At 43.9% G+C, this 25,151-nt stretch carries 26 protein-coding genes; 13 read left to right on the top strand and 13 right to left on the bottom strand.

Annotated features, from left to right (window positions below; all coding sequences use genetic code 11):
• Window positions 1–130: 130 nt before the first annotated feature.
• Window positions 131–1,528 (top strand): MBL fold metallo-hydrolase, encoded by a 1,398-nt coding sequence (locus E2R65_RS17375; RefSeq protein WP_134337765.1) that lies wholly within the window; start codon window positions 131–133, stop codon window positions 1,526–1,528.
• Window positions 1,529–1,594: 66 nt separating this feature from the next.
• Here E2R65_RS17375 and E2R65_RS17370 read toward each other — a convergent pair whose 3' ends face one another.
• The 3 genes from E2R65_RS17370 to ppk1 all read right to left on the bottom strand — a co-directional run bounded on the left by E2R65_RS17370 (window position 1,595) and on the right by ppk1 (window position 5,260).
• Complete coding sequence (locus tag E2R65_RS17370) at window positions 1,595–2,161, bottom strand: UbiX family flavin prenyltransferase (protein WP_134337764.1); 567 nt, start codon at window positions 2,159–2,161, stop codon at window positions 1,595–1,597.
• A gap of 160 nt (window positions 2,162–2,321) precedes the next feature.
• Window positions 2,322–3,209 (bottom strand): Ppx/GppA phosphatase family protein, encoded by an 888-nt coding sequence (locus E2R65_RS17365; protein WP_134337763.1) that lies wholly within the window; start codon window positions 3,207–3,209, stop codon window positions 2,322–2,324.
• Complete coding sequence (gene ppk1 / locus E2R65_RS17360; RefSeq protein WP_134337762.1) at window positions 3,206–5,260, bottom strand: polyphosphate kinase 1; 2,055 nt, start codon at window positions 5,258–5,260, stop codon at window positions 3,206–3,208. Before ppk1 ends, E2R65_RS17365 begins: the two co-directional genes overlap by 4 nt.
• A gap of 157 nt (window positions 5,261–5,417) precedes the next feature.
• Here ppk1 and E2R65_RS17355 point away from each other — a divergent pair, with 157 nt between their 5' ends.
• Complete coding sequence (locus tag E2R65_RS17355; RefSeq protein ID WP_134337761.1) at window positions 5,418–5,909, top strand: YajQ family cyclic di-GMP-binding protein; 492 nt, start codon at window positions 5,418–5,420, stop codon at window positions 5,907–5,909.
• Window positions 5,910–6,009: 100 nt separating this feature from the next.
• Here E2R65_RS17355 and E2R65_RS17350 read toward each other — a convergent pair whose 3' ends face one another.
• Window positions 6,010–6,177 (bottom strand): lipoprotein, encoded by a 168-nt coding sequence (locus tag E2R65_RS17350; RefSeq protein WP_134337760.1) that lies wholly within the window; start codon window positions 6,175–6,177, stop codon window positions 6,010–6,012.
• Window positions 6,178–6,601: 424 nt separating this feature from the next.
• On the opposite strand from E2R65_RS17350, the gene E2R65_RS17345 reads away from it, so the two are divergent.
• The 5 genes from E2R65_RS17345 to E2R65_RS17325 all read left to right on the top strand — a co-directional run bounded on the left by E2R65_RS17345 (window position 6,602) and on the right by E2R65_RS17325 (window position 11,664).
• Entirely contained in the window at window positions 6,602–8,098 is a 1,497-nt protein-coding gene (locus E2R65_RS17345) for an ATP-binding cassette domain-containing protein (RefSeq protein WP_134337759.1), read from the top strand.
• 152 nt (window positions 8,099–8,250) lie between these two features.
• Window positions 8,251–9,375 (top strand): cyclic dehypoxanthinyl futalosine synthase, encoded by a 1,125-nt coding sequence (gene mqnC, locus E2R65_RS17340; protein WP_134337758.1) that lies wholly within the window; start codon window positions 8,251–8,253, stop codon window positions 9,373–9,375.
• A 178-nt stretch (window positions 9,376–9,553) separates the two neighbouring features.
• Entirely contained in the window at window positions 9,554–10,114 is a 561-nt protein-coding gene (gene scpB, locus E2R65_RS17335; protein ID WP_134337757.1) for an SMC-Scp complex subunit ScpB, read from the top strand.
• A gap of 133 nt (window positions 10,115–10,247) precedes the next feature.
• The gene (locus E2R65_RS17330; protein WP_134337756.1) at window positions 10,248–10,448 is read left to right on the top strand and encodes a hypothetical protein; all 201 of its coding nucleotides are present in this window, start codon (window positions 10,248–10,250) and stop codon (window positions 10,446–10,448) included.
• Window positions 10,449–10,533: 85 nt separating this feature from the next.
• Complete coding sequence (locus tag E2R65_RS17325) at window positions 10,534–11,664, top strand: GNAT family N-acetyltransferase (protein ID WP_134337755.1); 1,131 nt, start codon at window positions 10,534–10,536, stop codon at window positions 11,662–11,664.
• Between the two features lie 26 nt (window positions 11,665–11,690).
• On the opposite strand, the gene E2R65_RS17320 is transcribed toward E2R65_RS17325, so the two are convergent.
• From E2R65_RS17320 to E2R65_RS17310, 3 genes are all read right to left on the bottom strand, one after another.
• Window positions 11,691–12,035, bottom strand: a complete 345-nt coding sequence (locus tag E2R65_RS17320; protein ID WP_134337754.1) for a helix-turn-helix domain-containing protein — start codon at window positions 12,033–12,035, stop codon at window positions 11,691–11,693.
• Between the two features lie 80 nt (window positions 12,036–12,115).
• Window positions 12,116–13,471 carry a UDP-N-acetylmuramate--L-alanine ligase gene (locus E2R65_RS17315; RefSeq protein WP_134337753.1) on the bottom strand — a complete coding sequence of 452 codons (1,356 nt, stop codon included), beginning with the start codon at window positions 13,469–13,471 and terminating at the stop codon, window positions 12,116–12,118.
• Between the two features lie 90 nt (window positions 13,472–13,561).
• Window positions 13,562–14,419 (bottom strand): universal stress protein, encoded by an 858-nt coding sequence (locus E2R65_RS17310; protein WP_134337752.1) that lies wholly within the window; start codon window positions 14,417–14,419, stop codon window positions 13,562–13,564.
• A gap of 183 nt (window positions 14,420–14,602) precedes the next feature.
• On the opposite strand from E2R65_RS17310, the gene E2R65_RS17305 reads away from it, so the two are divergent.
• Both E2R65_RS17305 and E2R65_RS17300 read left to right on the top strand, forming a co-directional pair.
• The gene (locus tag E2R65_RS17305; RefSeq protein WP_134337751.1) at window positions 14,603–15,007 is read left to right on the top strand and encodes an Rrf2 family transcriptional regulator; all 405 of its coding nucleotides are present in this window, start codon (window positions 14,603–14,605) and stop codon (window positions 15,005–15,007) included.
• Between the two features lie 52 nt (window positions 15,008–15,059).
• Entirely contained in the window at window positions 15,060–15,698 is a 639-nt protein-coding gene (locus E2R65_RS17300; protein ID WP_134337750.1) for an NAD(P)-dependent oxidoreductase, read from the top strand.
• Between the two features lie 737 nt (window positions 15,699–16,435).
• On the opposite strand, the gene prmA is transcribed toward E2R65_RS17300, so the two are convergent.
• From prmA to mce, 6 genes are all read right to left on the bottom strand, one after another.
• The gene (prmA, locus tag E2R65_RS17295) at window positions 16,436–17,272 is read right to left on the bottom strand and encodes a 50S ribosomal protein L11 methyltransferase (protein ID WP_134337749.1); all 837 of its coding nucleotides are present in this window, start codon (window positions 17,270–17,272) and stop codon (window positions 16,436–16,438) included.
• 90 nt (window positions 17,273–17,362) lie between these two features.
• On the bottom strand, window positions 17,363–18,127 hold the full coding sequence (gene tpiA, locus E2R65_RS17290; RefSeq protein ID WP_134337748.1) for a triose-phosphate isomerase: 765 nt from the start codon (window positions 18,125–18,127) through the stop codon (window positions 17,363–17,365).
• 96 nt (window positions 18,128–18,223) lie between these two features.
• A complete protein-coding gene (locus tag E2R65_RS17285; protein WP_134337747.1) occupies window positions 18,224–19,408 on the bottom strand; it encodes a putative sugar nucleotidyl transferase in 1,185 nt (394 codons plus the stop codon).
• 65 nt (window positions 19,409–19,473) lie between these two features.
• Window positions 19,474–19,722: a type B 50S ribosomal protein L31 gene (locus tag E2R65_RS17280; RefSeq protein WP_096351682.1), complete on the bottom strand. Its 249-nt coding sequence runs from the start codon at window positions 19,720–19,722 to the stop codon at window positions 19,474–19,476.
• Between the two features lie 233 nt (window positions 19,723–19,955).
• Window positions 19,956–21,383, bottom strand: a complete 1,428-nt coding sequence (locus E2R65_RS17275; RefSeq protein ID WP_134337746.1) for a right-handed parallel beta-helix repeat-containing protein — start codon at window positions 21,381–21,383, stop codon at window positions 19,956–19,958.
• Window positions 21,384–21,758: 375 nt separating this feature from the next.
• Window positions 21,759–22,160: a methylmalonyl-CoA epimerase gene (gene mce / locus E2R65_RS17270; protein WP_134337745.1), complete on the bottom strand. Its 402-nt coding sequence runs from the start codon at window positions 22,158–22,160 to the stop codon at window positions 21,759–21,761.
• 226 nt (window positions 22,161–22,386) lie between these two features.
• Between mce and E2R65_RS17265 the strand changes: the two genes are divergently transcribed.
• From E2R65_RS17265 to E2R65_RS17250, 4 genes are all read left to right on the top strand, one after another.
• Window positions 22,387–23,598, top strand: a complete 1,212-nt coding sequence (locus E2R65_RS17265) for an IscS subfamily cysteine desulfurase (RefSeq protein ID WP_134337744.1) — start codon at window positions 22,387–22,389, stop codon at window positions 23,596–23,598.
• A gap of 110 nt (window positions 23,599–23,708) precedes the next feature.
• Complete coding sequence (iscU, locus tag E2R65_RS17260; RefSeq protein ID WP_067059246.1) at window positions 23,709–24,122, top strand: Fe-S cluster assembly scaffold IscU; 414 nt, start codon at window positions 23,709–23,711, stop codon at window positions 24,120–24,122.
• A gap of 110 nt (window positions 24,123–24,232) precedes the next feature.
• Window positions 24,233–24,559, top strand: a complete 327-nt coding sequence (locus E2R65_RS17255; RefSeq protein WP_067059244.1) for a HesB/IscA family protein — start codon at window positions 24,233–24,235, stop codon at window positions 24,557–24,559.
• A gap of 119 nt (window positions 24,560–24,678) precedes the next feature.
• Entirely contained in the window at window positions 24,679–25,131 is a 453-nt protein-coding gene (locus E2R65_RS17250) for a flavodoxin family protein (protein ID WP_158285293.1), read from the top strand.
• Window positions 25,132–25,151: the final 20 nt, after the last annotated feature.

The following is a 25,151-nucleotide window of genomic DNA, read 5'->3' as shown; positions in this document are numbered from 1 at the left end:
ATTAAAGTTTGTTCACGGTGTTCACGCGCTGTGAACGTGAACAGTGCTTTAAAGCCACTGAATATTTAAAAGATTAATCGTTATTATTGCATAAGGCCGTATCACCTTGTACCGCCTGCGAACTATATAAATGAAACTAACTATACACGGCGCTGCCCGCCAGGTTACAGGCAGCATGCACCTGCTACAGGCAGGCCAATATAAAATACTGATAGACTGCGGGCTGGATTACGAAAAAGACCATAACATACAGGTTAACGAAGATTTTGGCTTTCGCCCGGAAGAAATAGATGTGGTTATCCTCACCCATGCGCACATAGATCATTCTGGCAACCTGCCAACGCTGGTGCGCCTGGGTTTTAACGGGCAGATCCTCTGCACCCCTCCAACCGCCGACCTGGCCGAACTGCTGTTGCTTGATTCTGTAAATATATTTTTGGCCAAGGCACAAAAAGGCCGGAGCCGGGGGCGTAAGCACAAACATGGCGGCGGAGGCCCGCAACCCTTGTACCTGCAAAAGCATGTAATGGATACCGTGGAGCGCTTTGTTACTATTGGTTATAATAAACCGTTCCGGATTACGGGTGATATCGAACTTACCTTTATACCCGCAGGGCACCTGCTTGGCGCCGCCGCCGCGGTGCTAAAGATAAATGATAACGGCGAAGAAAAATCTATTGCCTTTACCGGCGACATCGGCCGCAAGAACTACCCCGTACTTAACGACCCCGAACCGCTCCCGCCGGTTGACTATATCGTATCCGAATCTACCTATGGCGGCCGGATGCATAGTAAAGGGAAAACTGTACAGGAAACGCTGATAGAAACAATAGAAAAGGTTTGTGTGATTGAGCAGGGCCGTTTGATCATCCCTGCTTTTAGTATTGGCCGCACACAATCATTGGTTTTTGCGCTGAACAAGATCTTTAATGCGGGTTTGCTACCACCTGTAAAGGTTTTTGTGGATAGCCCTATGGCTGCCCGTGCAACCAGCCTTTACCGTAAACACCACCACCTGGTAAACGCCGAGGCACAGGAATTTTACAATAAACAAGGCGACGAATTTGAATTTGAGCATCTTACCTATGTAGAAACTCTGAAAGACAGCAGGCAGGTATCCAATTATTACGAGCCCTGCATTATTATTTCATCAGCAGGAATGCTGGAGGGCGGCCGCATTCAGGATCACCTGTTTTACAATATTCAGAATTATTATTGTACCATATTGTTTATAGGCTACTGCGCTAAAGGCACCTTAGGTTATCGCCTGTTACGCGGCGATTCTATCGTGCATATTAAAGACCGCGACCTGGCCGTTTATGCCACCATCAAACAAACCGATGTTTTAAGCGCACACGGCGATCATGAGGACCTGGTAAACAACATTAAAGGGCAACACCCAAACAAGCTTAAAGGCGTTTATTTGGTGCATGGCGAGGCTACCAGCATGCAGGCTATGGCCGATGCTTTAGAGCAGGATGGCTACCGGGTTACCCTGCCCGAGAAAGGGGTTACTTACGAGTTGTAAATGGATGTTAAGTAAACCGGAAAAACAGGAATAACAAAAAACAACTCCACAACAATGCAATTCTTACTAAATACCTTCCCACCGATAACTTTCATTATCCAGCCCTATCAGGTCTATCACACGGTTTACTACGGTCATGGCCAGTTCTTCGATGGTTTTGGGTTTGCTGTAGTAAGATGGTATGGCCGGGCAAATGATCCCACCTGCTTCTGTAATGGTTTGCATATTGCGGATATGGATAAGGTTTAAGGGGGTATCCCGTGCAACCAGTATCAGCCTGCGGCGTTCCTTTAATATCACATCTGCGGCACGGGTGATCAGGTCGTCAGATACGCCGGATGCAATGCGCCCCATAGTACCCATAGAGCATGGCACCACCACCATCGTATCAAACTTAGCCGAGCCGGATGCAAAAGGCGCCATAAAATCGTTTTTTGCGTAGGTTTTAAAAGGGTAATTGCCGTGGCCGGCGTTATCAAGTTCAAACTCCCAAACCTGCTTGGCATTATCGCTCATTACAATGGCTACTTCGGTTAGCTGGTTTTGCAGTTGCTGCAATTTATCAAGTAATAATTTGGCATAGATGGATCCGCTTGCACCGGTAACGGCAACTACAATTTTCTTTTTAGTCATGGTATATGTAACAAAGTAAGCGAATAAAAGTTACAGGCACAAAAAAGGGTCGAATAACTCGTACTCGACCCTACATCTACCTATGAAAAACATGCCCTTTGAGCGGGCAATACAAATATAATAACTGTTTCGGAATTATTAAAAATTTATTAAAATAATTTTATGTGGCTGATTGATAGTTCTTTTCGATCAGCGTTTGGATGATTCCGTCAACCATACCCACCGTAGGCACATAAATACTTTTAATGTTTGCGCATTTTAGCACGGTTAAATAAATTTCGCAGGCGGGGATAATAACGTCGGCCCTATCCTGGTTTAAGCCTAAAACGTTAATACGATCTTTTAAAGAGAACGAATCCAGGTAGTTATAAAGTGCCCTAAGTTTAATATAGCTCAACGCTGCGCCATCTTTTTCCTGCGATAACTTGTACAATTTGTTAATGTTACCGCCAGTGCCTATGCCAAAAATATTTTTAAGCCCTTTGGTATGCTCACGAATAAAATCTTTCATCTCATTCCAGGTTTCGTCTTTATCCTGATTATCCAGAATGCGGATGGTACCCAGGTTAAAAGATTGCGAAGCCAGCAGTTCGCCGTTACTAAACAGCGAAAGTTCTGTACTGCCCCCGCCTACATCTATATACAGGTAATTTTTGCTTTTATCAATATTGATCTCGGCGTGGCTGTTATAAATGATCTTGGCTTCTGTTTCGCCGTGTACAATTTGCAGGTCAATATTTGCTTCTGCCATAATTTTATCAACCACTTCCTGCCCGTTGGCGGCCTCGCGCATGGCAGATGTGGCACAGGCCATATAATCGCCTACCTTATAAACATCCATCAGGTTACGAAATGCCTGCATGGATTTTAGCAGGTCGGTAGTTTTTTTCTCAGAAATGTGTTTGTTAAGAAATGCATCATCGCCAAGCCTAACCGGTACACGGATCAGCGTATTCTTTTTAAAGGATATAGAACCGTTGTTCTCTATTATCTCGGCTATCAGTAACCTTACTGCGTTAGATCCAACATCAATGGCTGCGTATCTCAATTTGTTAAGTTTTTATTTTTGAGGTATGTATAAATATCTATTTGTGCACGGGTAAGCAATTCTGATTGGGTTTTGTGGTACCGGTTTACGGCATTGCCTGTAATATCACGTGCCTTAGTATTATCCTGTAATTGTATCTCGATAATTTCCCTCACTTCGCGGCGCAGGTCATCATCCAGTACCGGGAAACCAACCTCTACCCTGTTATCAATATTGCGGGTCATAAAATCGGCGCTGGTTAAGTAAATCAATTCTTTGCCGCCGTTGCCGTAAATATGCACGCGTGCATGCTCCAGGTATTTATCTACAATACTTATTACTTCTATATTATCGCTAAAGCCTTTAACGCCAGGTATCAGGCAGCACATACCGCGCACTATAAGTTTAATTTTTACGCCGGCGTTGCTGGCCTGGTAAAGTTTGTTGATGATTTGCTCATCGGCAAGGCTGTTCATTTTAAAGATCATGTACGCCTTTTTACCGGTTTTAGCTATCCGAATCTCATTATCTATCAGCCTGTAAATGGCCGGGCGCGAATCAATTGGCGATACGATAAGTGTTTTTAACCCTTTTGGCAGCACATTTCTGTTCAGCGCCCTAAATATCGCAACCAGGTCAACCGTTATCTTTTTGTTTGCCGTAAGGATGGTATGGTCGGCATAGATCCCTGCCGTTTTTTCGTTAAAGTTACCGGTAGACAGGCAGGCATAATGCATAGGCTTACCTTTTTCCATGCGGGTAACCAGGCAAATTTTGGAGTGCACCTTGTAACCGTCTATGCCGTAAAGCACGTTTACACCTTCTTCTTCCAGCTTGTTGCTCCAATAAATATTATTTTGTTCATCAAAGCGGGCACGCAACTCAACCAGGCAATTTACTTTTTTTCCGTTTTTGGCGGCGTTGATCAGCGCGTGGATGATCTTGGAGTTTTCTGCAAGGCGATAAACGGTTATGCTGATCTCTTTAACTTTTGGGTCGATAGCTGCCTCGCGTAAAAAATGGATAACATAATCAAAAGATTGGTAAGGTGTGCTGATCAAAAAATCTTTTTTAGCGATCATCCCCATCAAACTTTTACCAAATGACAGGCTTGCTACAGGCAGTGCAGCATTTTTTTTGTATTCCAGATCTGGCCGCCCAACATTAGGGAACGAAATGAAATTTTTGAAATTATGGTAACGGTTACCCGGTATCAGGCTACCTTTATCAATCTTCATTTTTTTAACCAGGTAACTAACCATTTCCAGCGGCATATCGCTATCATAAAGTAAGCGCATGGGTTTACCCTTGCGGCGTTTTTGCAGGCTTTTACTAAGCGCATCTACAAATTTAACGCTCACCTCTTTGTCCAGGTCAAGTTCGGCATCCCGAGTTAGCTGCAGGGAATAGGCTTCTATCGAATCGTGCTCAAAAATAAAGAAGATATCTTCCAGGCTATAGCGGATGATATCATCCAGCAGGATGATAAATTTAAGGTTATTGGTTTCGGGCAATACCAAAAACCTCGAAAGGTTATCCGGAAACTCGATCAGCGCGTAGCGCGATTTTTTATTTTTGGTAAGCCTTACAAAAAAATAGATGGCCCTGTCGCGCAGTTCGGGCAGCGGCAGGCTGTCGTCTAGCATAATAGGTACCAGGGTAGATAGCAGTTTCTCCCTAAAAAAGCCCTTCACAAACTCGCCGCGAGTTACGTTAAGCTGCTTATCGTTCAAAATAAAGATCTTTTCTTCGGCAAGCTGCTTTACTATAATATTTTCGTAAAGGTTGTGGAATTTCTTTTCCTGCTTTACAACAATAGTTTTTATCTGGCTCAGTATCTTCTTGGGGTTATAGCCCAATATCTCCTTTGCCTTTTCGTTAAGGTTGGCCAGGCGGGTTAAGGTGGCTACCCTTACACGATAAAACTCATCAAGGTTAGACGAAAATATGGCCAAAAACTTTATCCTTTCTATAAGGGGGACGGTTGGGTCGGCAGCTTCCTGTAAAACCCTGTCATTAAAGTATAACCAGCTTATCTCCCTATTTATTAACGGAATGTTCTTCGTATCCATATTGCGATAGCAACAAAACTGCTCATTTATTTGTTAAGTTAATATTAACTTATCTGTATATAAAGATGTTTTGAATATTAAGTTTAATATTCGGCAGTAAAATATACAGCTTATGCAAATCTTACATTAGCTTTGTGTTATTACAAAAATCTACATTATGCCTTCATTTGATATAGTTAGCAAGATAGACGGACAAACTTTGGATAATGCCATAAACGTTGCCAAAAAAGAAATATTAAACCGTTACGATTTTAACGGCTCAAAAAGTACGATAGACCTGGATAAGAAAACCAACGAAGTGACGATTGTTACTGAAGATGATATGCGCCTTAAAGCCATTACAGATTCTATCATCAGCCGCATGGTTAAGCAAAACCTTGACCCTAAAGCGCTTGATTTTGGCAAGGAACAGTATGCATCTGGCAACATGATACGCAAAGAGATTAAAATAAAAGAAGGTATTGATAAAGAGGCCGCTAAAAAAATTGTAAAGAAAATAAAAGACAGTAACCTTAAGGTGCAGGCGGCCATTATGGATGACCAGGTGCGTGTTACCGCTAAAAAAATAGACGACCTGCAAGCCGTTATCAGCCTTTGCCGTACCGAAGACTTTGGCCAGCCGCTGCAGTATATTAATATGAGAAATTAATATTAAGGGGAGCCATTTTTAAAATAATTCCCCTTTGTTGCATTATAAGCATAAATGGCCTGCCTTAATTTAATAAGACGGGCCATTTATATAAATTGGGTTATGACCTTCCTCTGAAGGCAGAGATAAGCCAGATGATCAAAAGAACAACAACAATAACAGCTATAATACCTACAGCTGCGCCGGCTTTAAAAATTCCGCCTATAACCGAGCATCCGCTAAGGGCAACCATTGCCAGCGCGATAAATAAAAAGTTAAGTTTTTTCATGGTAGACTATCGTAAGATTTATGACAAAAATCTTTATACAATAATCAGACCTTAAATTATAATAATAGGTTTGAATCAGATTCTTCCGTCTCTGTGTGGTCTACCGGTAAAAATTGTACAGCAATTAATACAATAATAATAGCCAATAAACTCATTGGTATAAGGGATTCAACAGCTACTGATAAAAGTTCCATAGCAAATAATTGGGGGTAATAATTAAAAACTAAAAAATTTAATTGGTTACCAACTCAAAAGATGTTCTCATAAATAGGTTTTATAAAGCTAAAAATAGTTTTTCTATATTTTCATTAATTTCAAAAAAAAACAATAAAAAAATCCCACAACAATCAGGAATATAAAATCAGAGTTACCTATTTAATTTTTTGCAGGTGTATCTATTTCTGTATGCGTAAATTTACGGCCGATGAAAATACCTGTAATAAAGCTTGATAACATAGCCGTAAAATTTATAAATCAACAAATATTTAAACAGTTAAATTTCACTTTAAACAGTGGTGATAACTGGGCTATTACCGGGAAAAGCGGATCGGGCAAGAGTGTTTTACTGCAAACCATTGCAGGTAACATCAGTATCAGCGGCGGCAATATCACCTATCATTTCATGGCTGATGTACAGCAACCGGCAGGTAATACACCGGTGAATTTTCATCGTTTTATTGCCTTTGCCGGTGCCAGGCATCATTTTAAAACGTTATCTAACACCTCTAATTTTTACTACCAGCAACGCTACAATTCATCCGATTCGGAAGATACGCTTACGGTAAGCCAATATCTGCAATCTGTAAAAGCCAACGAGCATAAGCCCCTGTACTGGACATACGACAGAACTGTAGCAGCCCTAAATTTAACCGGGCTTTGCGATAAACAAACCATTAAACTATCTAACGGAGAAACAAAACGCCTGATGATAGCTGCCGCCCTGCTAAAAAATCCGTTAATATTATTGCTGGATAACCCCATGACCGGCCTGGACATAGCCACACGCCAAACTTTTAATATTTTATTAAATGAGATCTCGGCATCGGGCATTAGCATTATTATGGCAACGTCAGCGTTTGAAATACCCGATTGCATTACCCATGTGGCGGTATTAAATGATGGCAATATTACGCAAAGACTTACTAAACAGGAGTTTAATACTATTGAACAACAGCATGCCGATAAACCAGTAATAGATAAAGAGGCATTAAGCGGATTACTAAATTCATTCACAACAGCCCATAATTACAAACAAATTGTAAGCATGGGCGATGTACACATCCAATACGGTGATAAAACCATACTTAACAACATAAATTGGCAAATAAACCCCGGTGAACGCTGGGCGCTGCTTGGGCCAAACGGGGCAGGTAAATCAACCCTGCTGAGTTTAATAAACGGCGACAACCCGCAGGCCTATGCCAATAATATTATATTATTTGATAAAAAGCGGGGTACCGGCGAAAGCATCTGGGATATTAAAAGCAAAATAGGCTTTGTATCGCCCGAGTTTTATCAGTACTTCCCTACCGATAATTCTTGCCTGCAGGTGATAGAAAGTGGCTTTTACGATACGCTGGGCTTGTTCAGGCCAAGCATTAAGTCTCGTGCCGACCAAGCTCTGAACTGGATGAAGGCTCTGGAGATAGATCAGTACGCCCGCCATTTATTAAAAAACATCCCGGCCAGTGCGCAACGCCTTTGCCTGCTTGCCAGGGCTTTGATCAAGAACCCTGCCTTGCTTATATTTGATGAGCCCTGCCAGGGATTAGACGACCATCAGCAGCAGCATTTTAAAAGTATTGTAGATGCTATTTGCAGTATAAGTGATGCAACATTGATATATGTTACTCATTATCAACATGAAATACCGGATAGTGTGGATAAAGTTTTACGGCTGGATAAAGGGGAAGTGGTGTAAATCAGAATTTACAGAATTGAGGAAATGTGCAGAATACCAATCATTCGGCTAATTTTAAATCCTGTAATTTCTATTCAGATGGCATTGTCACCCCAACAACACCTTTCGCCTTTTACCTTTCGCCTTTACCCTCCTACTGCGTATATTTGTGCATGAATACAGCCGATCTGTTACAGCGTGCTTTAGCGTTTGATTTTTTGAGCATTGATGAAGGGGTTTACCTTTACAATAATGCCTCTACGGCCGATTTAATGTATGTAGCCAACGAGCTGCGTAAAATTCAGGTGCCGCATGGTAAAGTTACCTGGCAGATAGACCGTAACGTAAACACCACCAACGTTTGTATTGCCAATTGTAAATTCTGCAATTTCTTTCGCAGGCCGGGGCATGACGAAGCCTATATTACTGATATAGAGACCTATAAAAAGAAAATTGAAGAAACATTTAAATATGGCGGCGACCAGCTTTTATTACAAGGCGGCCACCACCCCGATCTTGGCCTTCAGTTTTATACGGATCTGTTTCGCGAGCTTAAACAGCTGTATCCCAAACTTAAACTGCACTCTTTAGGCCCGCCGGAGATCGCCCACGTGGCAAAACTGGAGCATATGAGCCACTATGAGGTACTTAAAGCCATGCAGGAATCGGGCCTGGATTCGCTGCCCGGTGCCGGTGCCGAGATCCTGAACGACCGTGTACGCCGCCTGATATCCAAGGGTAAATGCGGCGGCAAAGAATGGCTGGATGTGATGCGGGCAGCCCATCAGTTAAACCTGCCCACATCGGCCACAATGATGTTTGGGCACATAGAAACCATTGAAGAACGCTTTGAACACCTGGTTTGGATCCGCGAGGTACAGGCCGAAAAGCCCGAGGGTAACCACGGTTTTGTGGCCTTTATACCCTGGCCGTTTCAGGATGACGGCACCTTGCTGAAGAAAGTACGCGGCATTACCAACAACGTTACCGGCGACGAATACCTGCGTATGATAGCCCTGAGCCGCATTATGCTGCCAAATATTAAGAATATACAGGCATCATGGCTAACGGTTGGCAAACAGGTAGCACAGCTTTGCCTGCACGCCGGCGCCAACGATTTCGGGTCTATCATGATAGAAGAGAACGTGGTATCTGCTGCCGGGGCGCCCCACCGTTTCACGGCAAAGGGCATTCAGGATTCTATTAAAGAGGCCGGTTTTGAGCCACAGCTGCGTACCCAAAAATACGATTGGCGCGAGATCCCTGCCGAGATCGAAGAGCAGGTGATAGATTATTAAACAGCGCCCTGGGGCGGCAAAAAGGAGGGAATTTTAAGGAATAAACGCGCCCTTTTTTCGCCCCTGAATCACTTTTTTTCGCCCTTCAACCGCCCTTGTATGTGCTGCGGTTTACACCGGCGCTAAATGCGGGTTTTTATGCTTTTATCTTTCGGGGTTTCTGATATATTTGCAGCGCATGGAAAATATCGGGCAATACATCGAGGCACTTATTTTTGCATCTGAGCAGGGCATCCGCACTGAAGAAATTGCCTATTGCCTGCAGGCCGCCTTTGAGCACGACTACACCATTGGCGAGATCACCCAACAGATAAACACCATCACCCAAAAATACCTGGATGACGCTTTTGCGATTGAAGTGGTAAAGATCAACAACGGCTACCAATTCCTTACCAAAAAAAAATACCACGCCGCCATCAGCCTGCTGCAGCTGCAACGATCTAAAAAGAAACTGAGCCAGGCCGCGCTGGAAACCCTGGCTATTATTGCCTATAAGCAACCCGTTACCAAAACAGATGTGGAGCAGATACGCGGGGTGAACTGCGATTACTCGATACAAAAACTGCTGGAAAAAGAGCTCATTGCGATCACGGGGAAATCGGAAACGGTAGGTAAACCCATTTTATACGGCACCAGCAGCCTGTTTATGGATTACTTTGGCATTAACGATATTACCGAACTACCACAGCTAAAGGAAATTACAGACAACAGTTCGGCCATTGGCGAGCAGAGCGAATAATTTTTAAAATGATTTTAATTAAAAGTGATTTTAACTATTTTTACTGGTAAATAACGCTGATTATAGCGCAGCAAAACTAACACCCAACATCAGGTTAACCGATATCAATTTTAACGAATAAACATTTATTAAAATGGCAGCTCCAAAAAAACCTTATAACTCTACTAAAAAGATCAACGATGAAGAGGATGATGATCTTGATGCCGATGATCCTACTCCGGGCAAAAAGGTAGCAGACGATGACGACGATGATTTTAACGAAGATATGCCCCTGGATGACGACCTGGGCGGCTTTGACTCGTACGACCCTTATGACGATGAAGACGAGGACTGATCTGCACACAAGCAGCTAACAATAAAACTCAAAGCATTCAGCCGGCGCTGGGTGCTTTTTTTGTGATGAGCATTACCCTACCCGAATGGAAATTACCGAAGTTAAGACTCGGGCACACCAGGAAGCCTTTTTAAACGTTGCCCGCATTATTTATGAAAACGACGGCAACTGGGTTTGCCCTTTAGATAATGATATAGAGGCTGTATTTAACCCGGCAAAAAACAACTTCTATACCCACGGTAAGGCCAAACGCTGGGTTTTGCGCAGCCATAGCGGCCGGTTAATTGGCCGCATAGCTGCCTTTATCAACTATAAAAAGGCGGATCATGGTGCACAGCCCACCGGCGGCTGCGGCTTTTTTGAGTGTGTAAATGATAAGCAGGCCGCCTTTTTGCTTTTTGATACCGCTAAGGCCTGGCTGCAGCAAAACGGCATGCAGGCGATGGACGGCCCTATAAACTTTGGAGAGAATGATAATTTTTGGGGCTTACTGGTAGAAGGCTTTACGCCACCATCCTACGGGATGAATTATAACCCGCCCTACTACCGGTTGTTTTTTGAGGGTTACGGCTTTGTAACGCTGTATGAACAGATCACCAACCATCTGGATGTACATAAGCCTTTTTCTGAGCGGTTTACCAAAATTGCCAACTGGGTAATGAACAAGCCGGGCTATACCTTTGCCCATTTTAAAAGTACACAGATAGAAAAATTTGCTGCCGATTTTATGGCTGTTTACAACGATGCCTGGCAGGATTTTGAAAACTTTGTACCCATAACCCATACCACCATATTACAAAGCCTGGAAAAAATGAAGGCCATAATGGACGAAAAGCTGATATGGTTTGCCTATGTAGATAACGAGCCGGCATCTTTTATTGTGATACTGCCAGATGCCAACCAAATGATAAAACCCTTGAATGGCAGGCTTAACCTATGGGGTAAACTGCTGTTTTTGTATCGTAAATGGCGGGGAGTATCGCGCATGCGGGCAATTGTGATGGGCACCAAACAAAAGTACCAGAAACACGGGCTGGAATCTTGCCTGTTCATCAAACTGAAAGAATATGTGCTGCCGCTGAAACGCTACGACGAACTGGAGCTATCGTGGGTGGGAGATTTTAATGAAAAAATGCTTGCCATACATGCAGCCGTGGGCGCAACATTCGGCAAAAAGCATTTAACCATGCGGTATAAATTTAATAAGCCCGGATAGATCAGATCATCCGGGCTTAATTAAATTTAAGCTGTAGCAGCTTTTTTGTGACGTAATTCCTCAAAAAGCTCAATAACTTTCTTCTGCAGGTCTATCACCTCAGTTTCGCGGTCCATCAACTTTTTGTTAACATTTTCCAGTTCGCTGGCAATTTTCTGGTCCTGCTCTCCTTCGTTATAGGTAAGCAGCTGAACCACAGACATTTCGAATAAAACGGCGATCTGCTCCAGGCGAGAAAGGTTTATATCCGTGATACCGGTTTCAATTTTTGAAAATGCCGGGATAGAAATATCTAACCGTTTAGCAACTTCTTCCTGGCTCCACCCTTTTTGGTGGCGTAATAACCGGATCTTTTTTCCAAGTGTTTTCATTTTACGTTAATTAGGTAAGGTTTCTCAATAGTTAATAAAGTTACAAAAAATTTTAATAACAAACTAATAATCAATAAATTTTATAACAAATTATTTTTAAGTCCGATTAAATTAATCCCCCCGAAATTGCCCGAACTCATCATCAGTAAATTTGTATCACGCATGTTCAGGGTTTCCAGATGATCAAGCAATTGTGCCGATTCGTTAAAAAACAGCAGGTTATTATTAGCAAAGGCACTTTTTACTGCTTCTGCGGGGTACGGCTCTATCTTTTTCTGTTGGAATGTTTTAAGGTCAATAAACACAATTGCCTTATCGGCCTTATCCATTGTACCGGCATATTCATTCAAAAAATCTTTGTTCAGGCTGCTAAAAGTATGCAGTTCTATACAGGCTACCAGCTGCCTGTTCGGAAACTGGGCCTTCACGGCATCAATCGTAGCCGTAAGTTTTGACGGCGAATGCGCAAAATCCTTAAAAATGGTGGCCGTATCATTTTTGCCAACCACTTCTAACCGGCGGGCCGCTCCTTTAAATGTGGTGATATAGTGATAAAAATCGGCGGTGCTGATTTCCAGGGCTTCGCAAACCAGGCGGGCCGCCTGCATATTTAGCAGGTTATGCCGGCCAAAAACCTCCAGCGGGTATTTTTGATCATCGCTTATCACCGTGGTTATGCCGTTATCTATGCTGTATGCGGGCAGGTTATAAGGCAGCTTTTCTATATCGATGGCAAGCCCTTTAACCATGGTGTTCAGCACATCGTCTGTTTCGCTGTAGATCAGCCTGCCGTTTGGCTGTATGGTTTTGGCAAAGATCTTAAACTGATCTATGTAATTATCAAACGTTGGGAACACGTTGATATGATCCCAGGCGATACCGCTTATTACCCCGATATCCGCTTTATAAATATGGAATTTGGGCCTGCGATCAATCGGTGAAGCCAGGTATTCGTCGCCCTCTATGATCATCACCGGGGCGTCATGGCTCAGGCCAACCATGGTTTCAAAACCTTCCAGCTGTGCGCCTACCAGGTAATCAAACTTTTTACCGGCCTGCTGTAAAACATGCAGTATCATACTGGTAATGGTGGTTTTGCCGTGGCTGCCGCCTATTACTACGCGCAGCTTGTTTTTTGATTGTTCGTAAATATAATCGGGGTACGAATAGATGGTGATGCCCAGTTGCTGCGCCTTCAGCAATTCGGGGTTATCTATGCGCGCATGCATGCCTAAAATAACCGCATCAACATCCGTCGTTATTTTTTCGGGGAACCACCCTTCCTGTGCAGGCAGGATACCATATTTTGCCAGCCGGGAAGACGAAGGCTCAAACAATACATCGTCTGACCCGCTAACGTTAACCCCCTTTTTATGTAAAGCAATAGCCAGGTTGTGCATGGCACTGCCCCCTATCGCTATAAAATGTACTCTCATTAATAAATATTATTGCGGTAAAGCGCAGCAAATAAACGTAAAAACCACTGCTGCAACAACTATTAACTTAAAATTTAACATAAATGGATATTATTTTAACAATAATACCGGCACAGTTGAATTTTTAGCCAGCTGCTGCGAGATACTGGTATGCAGCAACGATTGCAAAAAGCTGTAGTTATGCGGCAGCGCAATCAGCAGCTGTGCCTTTTGGTCGCGGGCAAAATCAAGTATGCCGGTTAGCACATCCGCATAGTTTTCATAAAAGTACCTGGTTTGATAATTTTGCAGCATAAGGTGCAGCGCGCTTTCCTGTGCAAGCATTTCGGGGTCTTTACCGTTATGCCTGCCCTCCCTGTCAATATTTAGCACCAGCAGCCTGATGGTTTGTTTGCCCAGTAGCTTGTGCAGTATATCCATAGGTATGTTATCCTTTACCTTCTTAAAATCGCAGGCAATAACAGCCTCCCTGATCTGCCGGTAGCGGTAATCTGGCGGGATAACCAAAACCGGCGCCGGGCTGGCCTTAGATATCCTGATCACATGGTCGCCAATTTTGTTGGTGGCGCCTTCGCGTACGGTGCTGTTACCAATACTGCCTATGATCACCATATCTATCTCTTCCAGGGCAACCACATCTACTACGGCGCGTAACAAATGCGAGCGGTTTAAGCGCGTTTTTATAGTTACACCATCGCGCACCTGTTTACTTAGCTCCGCTTTCAGGTTTTTAAGCCGGTTTAATCGTTCTGTAGCTTCTTCTTCAATTTCTTCTTCGCGCAGCATTACCATATCCGGGTTGGGCAGCAGGGTTTCGTACGGCGATATATAATAAGCGTTCATCAGCACAATGGTGGCTACATCAGTTTGGTGGCTTAAGCGGGCAGCAAAATCTGCAGCGTTTAAAGCAGCATCAGAAAAATCAACAGGCACGAGGTAGGTTTTCATATGGGCGACATTAGATAGCTGTTAACCAAAGCAAGCTAAAAAACTTGTTTAAAACAAAATTAGCACAATAACATGGTGCTTTGTCAGCATGGTTTCATATTTATACAGGTGGCACATACAGCTTGTTTATTAAAATTTAATGGCTACATTTGTAATGTAATATTTATTATTACAATTAATTAAATGAACGGAAGATTCCCGATAGCGATGCACATCATGACACTGCTTTGCACTGCGGACGAAGTATTATCATCTGATTATATGGCGGGAAGCATTAATGTAAACCCTGTGCTGGTGCGTAAAGAGTTGAGCAACCTTATCAAACACCGGCTTATTAAAAGCCAGCAGGGCAAAAACGGGGGCTACCTTTTAAACAGGCCCGCTGCAGACATCAGCCTGGCCGGCATTTACCAGGCTGTAAGATCCGGCGCTATACTGGGCCAGGCCAAAAACCAGCCTAACCCCGCCTGCCCTATCGGCAGGCAAATTAATGCGCATTTAAATACCCTGGAGGCGGATATTGAACAAACCATGCTAAACAAGCTGGGCAACACTACGCTGGCTGCCTTTTGCAAAAAATTCGAATAAAAAATTTTAGTATAAACTGTAACAAAATTAATTACATATAAATAACAACAAAATGAAAGTAGCAGTAATTGGCGCCACAGGTTTTGTAGGCCCACAATTGGTAAAAGAAGGTTTATTGCGCGGATACGAAATAACCGCCATTGCCCGCAATACAGATAAGGTAGAAAAAGCAGCGGGTGTTACCGCCGTGGCTGCCGATGTAAATGATGTGGATGCCCTGGCAGCTGCACTATCCGGCCATGATGCCGTGATTAACTCCTTTAATGCCGGGTGGACAAATCCCAATTTGTATGATGATTTCCTTAACGGATCTAAAAACATACAGGCGGCTGTGAAAAAAGCCGGCGTTAAGCGTTTTATTACCATAGGCGGCGCAGGCAGTTTATTTATCGACGGCAAGCAACTAGTAGACGGACCGCATTTCCCGAAAGAATACTATCCCGGTGCATCTGCCGCGCGCGATTACCTGACCTACCTGCGCACAGAGACCGAACTGGACTGGACCTTTTTGAGCCCTGCCATTAACCTGCACCCGGGCGAGCGTACCGCGCAGTTCCGTTTGGGTACCGAAAGCCCTGTATTTGATGCGGAAGGTAAAAGCGAGATCAGCACAGCCGATTTAGCCGTAGCCATTTTTAATGAACTGGAGAACAACCAGCACGTTAAAGCAAGGTTTACGTTAGGTTATTAACAAAGCCGTAGAGACGCGATACTTCGTGTCAAAAAAGCCGTAGAGACGCGATACTTCGCGTCTCTACTATCGTGTTTTTACATTATTTATTACCGTCCTGAGGGAGACGCGAAGTATCGCGCCTCTACATTATTCATTACCGTCGTAACAAGCCGTAGAGACGCGATACTTCGCGTCTCTACTATCGCGTCTCTACATTATTCATTACCGTCCTGACAAGCCGTAGAGACGCGATACTTCGCGTCTCTAATATAGCGCCTCTACATTATTTATTACCGTCCTAACCAGCCGTAGAGACGCGATACTTCGCGTCTCTAATATCGCGTCTTTACATTATTCATTACCGTCCTGACAAGCCGTAGAGACGCGATACTTCGCGTCTCTACTATGGCGTCTCTGCATTATTCATTACCGTCCTGACAAGCCGTAGAGACGCGATACTTCGCGTCTCTAATATCGCGTCTCTACATTATTTATTACCGTCCTAACCAGCCGTAGAGACGCGATACTTCGCGTCTCTACTATCGCGTCTCTGCATTATTCATTACCGTCCTGACAAGCCGTAGAGACGCGATACTTCGCGTCTCTACTATCGCGTCTCTACATTATTCATTACCGTCCTGATGGAGACGCGAAGTATCGCGCCTCTACATTATTTAAAAAAAAAGACGCGAGGTATCGCGTCTCTGCATTATTTAAAAAAAAAGACGCGAGGTATCGCGTCTCTACATTATTTATTACAATACAAATTTAGCGGCAACCCACTCTTTATCTTTTTTGTGGATAATGTATTTAAGGTTGTATTTACGGGCTTCTTCGGTGATAATATCCAGATCGGGCGATTCGTAGAACCCGCTGAAATAGATCTCGCCGCCGGGTTTCAGCACCTCGGCATAACGGGACATCTGGTCTAATAAAATATTGCGGTTGATGTTGGCCAGGATGATATCATACTGCTCATTGGGGATAACTTCTTTTGAGCCGCACAGGACTTTGATGTTAGCCGTATTATTGAATGCCGAGTTTTCGATGGTGCTTTCGTAGCATATCACATCATAATCAATAGCGGTAAGATCTGCAGCGCCTAATTTAGCGGCCAAAATAGCCAGGATACCGGTACCGCAGCCCATATCCAGCACCTTTTTACCGGCAAGATCATTTTCCAGCATCAGGCCCATCATCATGGCGGTGGTTTGATGGTGGCCGGTGCCAAATGCCATCTTCGGGTCGATCACGATCTCGTACGGAAACTCCGGCTTCGGCTCATGAAAGGTAGCCCGCACAAAAATCTGGTCGCTTATCTGTATCGGCTCAAAGTTACTCTCCCATACCTCGTTCCAGTTTTTTTGCGGGATGAGGGTAATATCATAGCTAAACGTAAACATCTCGCGATAGGCAGATAAGGTTTCGTCCAGCAATTGCTGATTAAAATCATCCACCGGGATATAGGCCTTAAAACCCAGGTCTACCTCTTCAAAAGTATCAAAACCAATTTCGCCCAAAGCCCCTATCAGCAGGTCCTGCTGGTAATCTTCGGTAGTAATGGTGGTGAAGAGTAATTCGTAGTAATTCATTTTGGAGATATGAGTATTGAGATGTGAGATATGAGATAAGAAGGAATTGTTTCCCGTCTCAATACTCATATCTCACATCTTATATCTAAATTAATTGAACGCTTTAACGATATCTGTAAAGTCGCGTGATTTTAGGGACGCGCCGCCGATAAGGCCGCCATCGATATCTGCACAGGCAAACAGTTCGGCTGCGTTTTTAGGGTTACAGCTACCGCCGTAAAGTATAGTTATATCATCGGCAACCTGCTGGCCGTATTTGGCAGCCAGTTCTGCACGGATAAACGCGTGGATCTCCTGCGCCTGATCTGATGTGGCGGTAACACCGGTACCAATAGCCCAAACCGGCTCGTAAGCCAATACTATCTGGCCAAATTTATCAGCATCTAAATGGAAAACGCCTTCCATCAATTGGCTTTTAATGATGTCAAAATGCTGGTTAGCTTCGCGCTCCTGCAGGGTTTCGCCAATGCAAAAGATGGGTTTTAAACCGTTGGCCAGGGCAGTATCTGTTTTTTTAGCTAACAATTCGTTGCTCTCGCCAAAGTACTGGCGGCGCTCCGAGTGGCCTAAGATAACATACTCCGCACCGGTAGATTTAACCTGTTTGGCAGAAACCTCGCCGGTATAAGCACCGCTTTCGGCCTGGTGGGCATTTTGTGCGCCAACGGCTACATGGGTATAACCCTTGGTTAACTGAGCCAGGCTGTGCAGGTGAATGAACGGACTGCATACTACAACTTGCTGGTTGCCGGTAGCTTCGTCTTTAACCATGTTAGTCACTTCAGAAAACAGCGCTAATCCTTCACTGTAATCAAGGTTCATTTTCCAGTTTCCGGCTACAATTTTTTTTCTCATTTTGCTTTTTTTAAGTTTATGGACGATGGTCGATCGTCCATAATATTGTTTAACGTTTATTTATATTTTGTAACTACTTAGTTATCAACCAACTAACTACTCACCTCTATAGGGCTTGGTTAACTTATATACCTCTGTCAGTATTGCTTTTTCGGCTTCATCAAAGTTACGGTGCGGGCGGCGGCCAATTGCCTTGGCTGCTGTTTCCATCATTTTATCAAAGCCGTATTCTACCAGGCCATCTGCCCCGCCCCAGCTAAAATCAGGGATGTGGTTTGGCGGGTATCCGCCGCCAAAAACGTTGGCGCTTACGCCCACCACGGTACCTGTGTTAAACATGGTATTGATACCGCTTTTGGCATGATCGGCCATGATGAGTCCGCAAAACTGCAGGCCGGTGTTGCGCATACTTTGGCTTGGGTAGTCCCATAGCTTTACTTCGCCGTAGTTATTTTTAAGGTTAGAGTTGTTGGTATCGGCGCCCAGGTTACACCATTCGCCAATTACGGCGTTGCCCAGGTAACCTTCGTGGCCCTTTGATGAGTAGCCCCAAACCACGGCGTTGTTTACCTCGCCGCCGATACGGCAATAAGGGCCGATGGTGGTAGCGCCATAAATTTTAGTACCCATTTTTATCTGCGAATGCTCGCACAAAGCAAACGGCCCGCGGATGTGGGTACCTTCCCAAACTTCGGTATTTGCCGCCAGGTAGATAGGCCCGTTCAGGGTGCTAAAGCTGCAGCATTCGGCCTGTGCGCCTTCTTCTGCAAAAAAATCGTTACCAATTATGGTATTGGTGCTGCTTAGTTGTGCGCTTTTGCGGCCTTGGGTAAGCAGTTTAAAATCTTTACGCAGTTCGGTGCCGTTGTTGCGGAATATATCTTCGGGGTGTTTTATGGTTACAAGTTCATTGGTGTAAACTGTTTCATCAGAATATTTGCCAAAAGGATTAAACTTGTGTGCATAAACATCACTTAGCTTTACGGCAATCAATTTGTCCTGATATCGTAAGGCCTGGCCGTTACCTAAACTATTTATAGCTTCAACAATACCTTCATCCGGGCAAACCGAGCCATTGATAAAAATATTGTCATCCTGAATATTTAGCGGGAACTTACCTTGCAAGTAATTTTCGGTAATAAAAGAAAAGTCCGTATCCAAATATTTAGCCCATTTTTCGGCAATGGTTAAGATCCCTATCCGCAGATCGGCAACCGGGCGGGTGTAGGTTAAAGGCAGAAGCGTATTGCGGGCGTCGTCGTCAAAAAGAATGATTGCCATAGGCCAAAAATAAAAAAAGTCCCCCGTTTTGCGGGGAACTCATCAGTATTTTATTGAAAAAACAATTATTTTTTGTTGTAACGGGTACGGAACTTATCGATACGGCCGGCAGTATCAACCAACTTCATTTTACCTGTATAGAACGGGTGTGAAGTGTGTGAAATCTCTAATTTGATCAATGGATATTCGTTGCCATCTTCCCATTTAACGGTTTCGCGGCTATCGATACATGATTTGGTTATGAAAGAATAGTCGTTTGACATATCCTTGAAAACAACTAACCTATAGTTTGATGGATGCAGATCTTTTTTCATTGCTATTGTGTGCTTCTTTCTTATAAAAGAGGTGCAAATGTAATAAAAAAAGTTAAATGTGTAAAGTCAAAATTAAAAAGTTTTTAACACGATGTGGAGAGCTTGTATTTGGAAGTAATTAAACCCTAAATATAAGTCTATTTTACTGGCAAACACATATATCAACCCAAAACATCTTTAAATACAGGCTATCTTACATTCGTTATTTTGCAAACTTAAACCCCGCCCAGGTATTAATATTCGGTAGCCCCAATATCGAATGCGTTGGCTGCAGTATGTAATTTACCGTAAAAATCATAGTACACACCATATAATAACACATTGGCCCCTGCATTAATAAGCGGCGATGCGGGCAGCAGATGAAAATCTTTTTTGGCATAATCTGTAAACATCAACAGGCTCACATCGGTACCGGTATAATTATTTGATGCCGTAAGCTTAACGGCAGTACTTTTACGGGCAATGGCAACGCCTGCACCCGGGGAAATGATCACGTTATTGATAACCGTATTCATCGGGATAGTTTCTGAATTCAGTTTTACTCCGTTTAAGGCCGGCGAAATAATGGTGTTATTTATAAACTTAAAATTCGGCCCAGGCGTGTACCTCGAATCTGCAAAGATGCCGTGCTCGCCTGCATTTAAAATAATATTATTATATACCAGGTTATCCCCAAGCCCCAGCACAATGATCCCGTCGCCGGGAGCTTTTTCAATCAGGTTAGCATAACATACCCCCCCCGTGCCCTCTCCTATCTGTATGCCGTTATCCTGCCCGTTTGCAAAAGGCGATAGGCCCGGCATCCTGATGGTGTTTTTATATACTTCGCATCCGGCAATTGCGCTTCCTACCTGGATGCCCTCGCATCCGGCCGAGTCGATCATATTTTTGTATATTTTTACATTAACAACATCGTGAGGTAAAACCGTACCGCAGGCAAGGGGCCTGCCATCAGCATAAAAAGAATTACCTACATAAAAGCCTTCGCCACCGGTTTTATGTACATAATTATGATGAAGGCTTATGTTCTTCATGGTGAAATGCCCGCGCTGCGTTGCGATATCGCAGGATGGATCTGTTTTAGCCATAATACCTGCAAAACCGCTATTGCGCACTTCTACAAACGAGATCTCGAAATCCGAGCTCAGATCATCCAGCGTTACACTTATGTTACCGCCGTTTACGTTAAACCCATATTTTGTAGCCGCATCCCCAATACCTAATATTTTAAAATACCGGCAATTTTGGGTTTTTAGTGCATATGAAGCCGTTGCAGCTACCGTAAAGTTCACCTTGCCGCCTTTATTCATAATAACTATCGGGGCGGTTTCGGTACCTTTAAGATTTTTAAACAGCAATGCGCCCCGTGTGCCTGCAGGGATACAAACAACAGAACCGGCAGGGATATTTGCACCATCTACCACCCACTGCGATGGCTGTACGGTGTAAGTACATTCGCCTATGGCATAGGTAGCCCTCACCTCGTCGTCAGAAGGGTCGGCAGACGGATCGGCCGTGCCTGTGTTTTGTCCGGGTGTTTGAGTAGTTTGGCCCGTTTCGGGGTTTAAAGGTTTTTCAATTTTGTTTACTTTTTTGGTACACATCGTAAAACACGATAAAACCAACGCCCCTGCTATCCAGCTCACTAAATATCTTTTCATGTTTAATTACTTGAGTATTAATCAAGCTATTATACGTTGCTGTACAGATAATGTTACTTACAAAAATTTAAGTTTACACTGCACCTGGGATATTGTCCGCTTGATTAGTTTACTCATATCGACTGGCAAGATCACCCGCTTTGTGAGTTTACTCACCCCGACTTCGCTGCGCTGGTCGACCCTCTCTGCGCAAGCGCAAAGAGGGTTAGGAATTATTTTTTATCCCTCTTTCCGCCGAAGGCGAAGAGAGGGTCGCGCACGGAGTGCCGCGGGGTGAGTAAGATCGCCGCCTGCAGAATCACCCGCTTGGTTAGTTAACTCACCCCGACGACGCTGCGCTTATCGCCCTTCTCTGCAAAGAGAGTATGCAACCCCTCAGGAAATCTCCTGGCATAGCTCTATCAATACCCCGTTAGTACATTTAGGATGCACAAAACAAACCAGTTTATTATCGGCGCCTTGCTTAGGTTCATCATTCAGTAAAATAAATCCTTCGGCTTTCAGGCGGGCCATTTCTGCTTGTATATCAGTCACGTCGAAAGCGATATGGTGGATGCCTTCTCCGCGTTTTTCTATAAACCTGGCAACAGGGCTGTTGTCGTTGGTAGCTTCCAGCAGTTCTATTTTATTGGGGCCTGCCTGCAAAAAAGCAGTTTTAACACCTTCTGATGCTACTTCCTCTGTTTTATAAACAGTTGTGTTCAGCAATTTCCCGTAGATATCACCCGCCAGCTTAACACTGTTAACCGCTATACCAATATGCTCTATTTTGTTCATTCAGTTTAATTAATTATTGATTAGTGATCTATTGAATTAGTGATTTGAAGAGCATTCGTTCATTATCCGTAAAGGCGCACTGTTTTACCTTTCAGCCTTTACCTTTCACCTCTTCCTCCTCCATGTCCAAATATTGTAAATAAATGGCATGTAAATGCAATTTATAGCGGCTTGCTGATGTAAAAGTAAAACTTTGCGTATATTTGTATTGTTAATTTTTTAATACATGAATATCCCAATTTATTTAGATAATAACGCTACAACACCTATGGACCCAAGGGTGCTTGAGGCTATGCTGCCCTACTTTAACGAAAAGTTTGGTAACGCGGCAAGCCGTAACCATCCGTTTGGCTGGGTAGCTGAAGAAGGCGTTGATTATGCACGCGAGCAGGTTGCAAAACTGATTGGTGCGAGCGAAAAAGAGATCATCTTTACATCGGGCGCTACCGAGTCTGACAACCTTGCCATTAAGGGTGTGTTTGAAATGTATAAAGAAAAAGGTAACCACATCATTACCGCGGTTACCGAACATAAAGCTGTTTTAGACGCTTGCAAACACGTTGAAAAACTGGGCGGTAAGGTAACTTACCTTGCCGTGAAGGAAGACGGCCTGGTTGACCTGGAAGTGTTAGAAGCCGCCATGACGCCGGAGACCATCCTGGTATCTATTATGTATGGTAATAACGAGATAGGCGTGATACAGCCTGTTAAAGAAATTGCTGCCATTGCGCATAAATACGGCGCTTTGTTTATGACCGATGCTACACAGGCAGTTGGCAAAATATCTGTTGATGTTAACCGCGACGGCATCGACCTGTTAGCCCTGTCGGCACATAAAATGTACGGCCCTAAAGGTGTAGGCGCTTTATACGTACGCCGTAAAGGCCCGCGTGTTAAGGTTACGGCACAAATGGATGGCGGCGGCCACGAGCGCGGCATGCGTTCTGGCACGTTAAACGTACCCGGTATTGTTGGCTTGGGTAAAGCCTGCGAAATTGCCGGTGCAGAGATGGCAAGCGAAGCGATCCGTTTATCTGCCCTGCGCGATAAATTAGAAAGTGCTTTAACCGTACTGGAAGAAAGCTATGTGAATGGTAATGTAGAACACCGCTTACCGCACGTAGCCAACATTTCTTTTAAATATGTAGAGGGCGAAGGTTTGATGATGGCCATGAAAGATCTGGCAGTATCATCAGGTTCGGCTTGTACGTCGGCTTCATTAGAGCCATCTTACGTTTTAAAAAGCTTAGGATTATCTGATGATCTGGCGCACTCTTCCATCCGTTTCGGCCTGGGCCGCTTTACTACCGAAGAAGAGGTTGATTACGCCGTAGAAGTAACCAAAACAGCGGTTACCAACCTGCGCAACATGTCGCCGCTTTGGGAAATGTTTAAAGAAGGTATCGACCTCGACTCGATTGAGTGGGCGGAACACTAAGCCCCCCGGCCCCCTGAAGGGGGAGCTAAAAAGAATTGATTAAATAATTAAAAATATAAACAAACTCTTATTCCCCCTTCAGGGGGTTTAGGGGGCTAAATTATAAAGCTATGGCTTATTCAGATAAAGTAATTGACCATTATACTAACCCCCGCAATGTGGGCACGTTAGATAAAAGCAGCCACAAGGTTGGTACCGGGCTTGTAGGTGCACCAGAATGCGGCGACGTGATGCGCCTGCAGATCCAGGTGGATGATAACAACATCATCACCGATGCTAAATTTAAAACATTTGGTTGCGGTTCGGCAATCGCTTCTTCATCTTTAGCTACCGAGTGGTTAAAAGGTAAAAGCGTTGATGATGCCATGAAGATCGACAATATGGATATCGTAGAAGAGCTTGCCCTTCCGCCGGTTAAGATCCATTGCTCGGTATTGGCAGAAGATGCTATCAAAGCAGCCATCAATGATTTCCGTGTTAAAAACGGCATGGAGCCAATCGCTCTGGAAAAATCACATCACTAATTTTTGGTGAGTAGAGATTGGTTAAGTGGTGAGTAGTTTTAGCTACTCACTAAACAAAGTTTTACACTTTGCAACCACTCACCGCTCACTTAATCAACCATTAACCAACCATGGTAACTGTAACTGATAAAGCAAAAGCTAAAATAGATAACCTGATGCAGGATAGCGGGCTGGATGCCTCTTACTTTCTGCGGGTATCTGTACAGGGCGGCGGCTGCTCTGGTTTATCTTATAACCTCGATTTTGATAACGAGGAGAAAAAGGGCGACCAGTTTTTTGAAGACCGCGGCGTACGTTTTGCCCTGGATATGAAATCATTTTTATACCTGGCCGGTACCGAGCTTGATTTTAGCGACGGACTGAACGGTAAAGGCTTTAACTTTCATAACCCCAACGCCACACGCACCTGCGGCTGCGGCGAAAGCTTCTCTGTTTAGGCCTATAGCCTCTCTCTTTGGGAGGGGATTGAGGTTCGGTAAAAGTTTAATATTTTATTAACGCAATATTCCAAAAAGGTTGATTATATTTATATAGTCAACCTTTTATGTTTAATAGCATGGAAAACAGCTCGCTTCTGATACTGGGCAGTAACCGCAAAAACAGCCTTACCGAATCAATAACCCGCAAAGCTTTAGGCCAAACCGGCTTTGATATGATAGACCTGCTCGACCATAAAATTGCCCATTACAACTACGACGGCCACTACCCTGCCGATGATGAATTTGAGGCCATCATTAAAAAAGCGCTCCCTTATGATAATATTATTTTTGCTACCCCGGTTTATTGGTACAGCATGAGCGGAGTAATGAAGGTGTTTTTTGACCGGCTTACCGACCTGATCACGATTAAAAAAGACCTCGGTAAAAATCTGCGCGGTAAATCGGCAGCTATGGTTGCCGTTGGCGCCGACCCTACCATGCCCGATGGTTTCGAAATTCCCTTTAAACATACAGCCGCATACCTGGGCATACAGTACAAGGGATGCACCTACTATGCTACTAAAAGTTAAAATAGTAACACCGGTATAAA

Origin of the sequence: Mucilaginibacter phyllosphaerae, from assembly GCF_004378255.1 — a bacterium.
GTDB classification, from domain to species: Bacteria; Bacteroidota; Bacteroidia; order Sphingobacteriales; family Sphingobacteriaceae; genus Mucilaginibacter; species Mucilaginibacter phyllosphaerae.
Note: the sequence above shows the minus strand (reverse complement) of the source record. Positions and strands in the feature narration are given on the sequence as shown.